Source organism: Candidatus Jordarchaeum sp., from assembly GCF_052745115.1.
Genome location: NZ_JBRAKS010000502.1, coordinates 1 through 2128 on the forward strand (window position 1 = coordinate 1; position 2128 = coordinate 2128).

Below are 2128 nucleotides of genomic sequence, written 5' to 3' on the forward strand. Positions count from 1 at the left end.
TTTTTTTTCCTCCACAAATTATAAATATGGTGATTAGCACAATTGAATCATTCTTTAGTGGAGAAAAATTTCCAAATACGTTTTTCTAACTATAATGAATATAATTAGACTTGTTATATTAGGGCAAGCTTGCTAATTCTCCGGTTTGGAGGTTATCGGTTATGATGGAGCAGTTGGAAAGAAGGGAGAAGGAATTAAAAACTAATCATAAGGGTAGATTAATTGTTTCCGACATGTCGGGTGTGGAATTGCTTGTGGCTTTTGAGGTTTTATCCAAAATGCGCGACCTGGGAAAGATTCCTGACACACTGATATTTGTTACTCATGGTAAGGAATCCATAAGCCTAGGCAAATACGAGGATCTAGACGACATACGCTACAATGCGGTAAAAAGAGACGGCGTATTGGTTGGACGTAGGGAGAGTGGAGCCGGCACCTACTATGCGCCTAAAGGTCAAATAGCTGCGGTTCTGGTAACGACCACGGACGTGTTTCCGAATTTGGAGGAGGCCGAGAGGATTTGGGCCGGCGAAGTAGTCCTAGAACTTTTCATAAGGGTAGGTGTTTTGGACGCCTATTATCTTCACCCCGGTGATATTAAGAAGGGTGATAAAAAGCTGGGGGGAAGCAGCTCCATGATTTCGGGAAACGGAATCGTGGTGGGAACCTTCATCAACAGGCTTACTCCCAGCGTCAAGTTTTTCACAGACTATTATGTTTACCCGGAGGAGAAGCTGAAAGACAAACTGCTGCGTGACGTAACCATGTACGCTGGAAGCATGGAAAAAGACGGACCCAAGACGCCCAGCGAGGAGGAAATAAAGAAAATTTTGCTAAATATTGTTGACGTAAAACTGGGAATGGAATTCGAACCAGGTGACTTCACCAAAGAAGAAAGAGAAATGATATCTAAGGTTTTCAAAAAATTCATCGCCGAAGACGCAGTGACCAGCGTCTCCAAGAAAAGATGGTACACTAAGATTCCAGACGACTGTAGAGCTGCAACCTACAGATACAAATCGGAAAGGGTGATCACCGCAAATATAGCAATCGACAAAAGCAAAAAAGTAAAAGACGTTCTCATTACTGGTGACTTTTTAATGTCTCCGCCGGACGGATTGGAAAAAGTAATTAAAGTTTTAAAAGGACTCAATGCCGAAGATAAAAAAACCATAAACGATAAAATAGTTGAGGTCTTCCAGAAGAATAATATAGATTTTACCGGTTTCACACTCGAAGAATTTGTGCAAACAGTAATGGGCGCAGTAAACCTCGCTTTAGAAAAACTAGCATAACACTGCACATAATTTACTTTCTTATTAGAACATTTTTTTTTAATCTGTTTAATTTACTAAATTTTTATAGTCAAACTTGTATACTCTATTAAATTTATAACAAACTTATACACTCTTGTCTAGGAGTGTAAGTTACCCGTGAAAACAAAAAGGAGGTAATGGAGATGACTAAAAAATGGAGGTTAGTAAGAGCAGATACTGATATTGCGGACTGGTATGGAGGGTATATTCCTGCGCTTCTGAGGGCTTGTGCTGAGGGAAAAATCCCCGACACTATGGCGTTCTTCACCATAAATAAGCCTTCGGTTTTCATACAGCGTTACTGTGATGTTTTAAGAGATATTAACTATGAGGCTTGTGTTAAGCATAAGATTAAGATTACCCGGAGTATTGGTGCTGGTGGAGGAGTGATGTATAACGAGCCCGGGACGGAGCCTGCGGTTATTCTTATCTGGAATAAGGATAAGAATCCGGATATTCCGGTTCAACCGGATCTGGTTATGATGAAGTTTTTGGGTACGGGTGCGGATATTATTAGTGAGACATTTAAGGTTCCGGTGAGATTCCGACCTTTGAATGATATAGAGTGTTGGGATCCTGCACGCAAGGTTTGGAGGAAGATGGCGGGTACCGGATCTTCAGGGCTTTTTGGTGCGGTTGGAACCGGTTGGGTGCCCCACTCCATTAAGACCAGTGATCTCATAGATGAGATTTTGGTTGTGCCTGCGGAAAAGTTCTCGGATAAGGCTCTTAAGGACGTGAAGTCGAGAAACTGGACCTTCGAGGAGGCGGGTGTGTTTCCTAAGGGTCTGAATGAAATTGACCGAGTTAGA

General features: G+C 41.8%; 2 protein-coding genes. Both read left to right on the plus strand.

Features of this window, described 5'->3' with window-relative positions; all coding sequences use genetic code 11:
- Positions 1-161 precede the first annotated feature (161 nt).
- The gene (locus tag ACUVXA_RS20145) at positions 162-1295 is read left to right on the plus strand and encodes a lipoyl protein ligase domain-containing protein (protein ID WP_445873082.1); all 1134 of its coding nucleotides are present in this window, start codon (positions 162-164) and stop codon (positions 1293-1295) included.
- A gap of 164 nt (positions 1296-1459) precedes the next feature.
- Positions 1460-2128 (plus strand): hypothetical protein (locus ACUVXA_RS20150; protein ID WP_445873083.1); only part of this gene is annotated, 669 nt, incomplete at its 3' end.

Coding starts and splice junctions, on each gene's coding strand:
- ACUVXA_RS20145 (WP_445873082.1), top strand. CDS start 162: ATGATGGAGCAGTTGGAAAGAAGGGAGAAGGAATTAAAAACTAATCAT.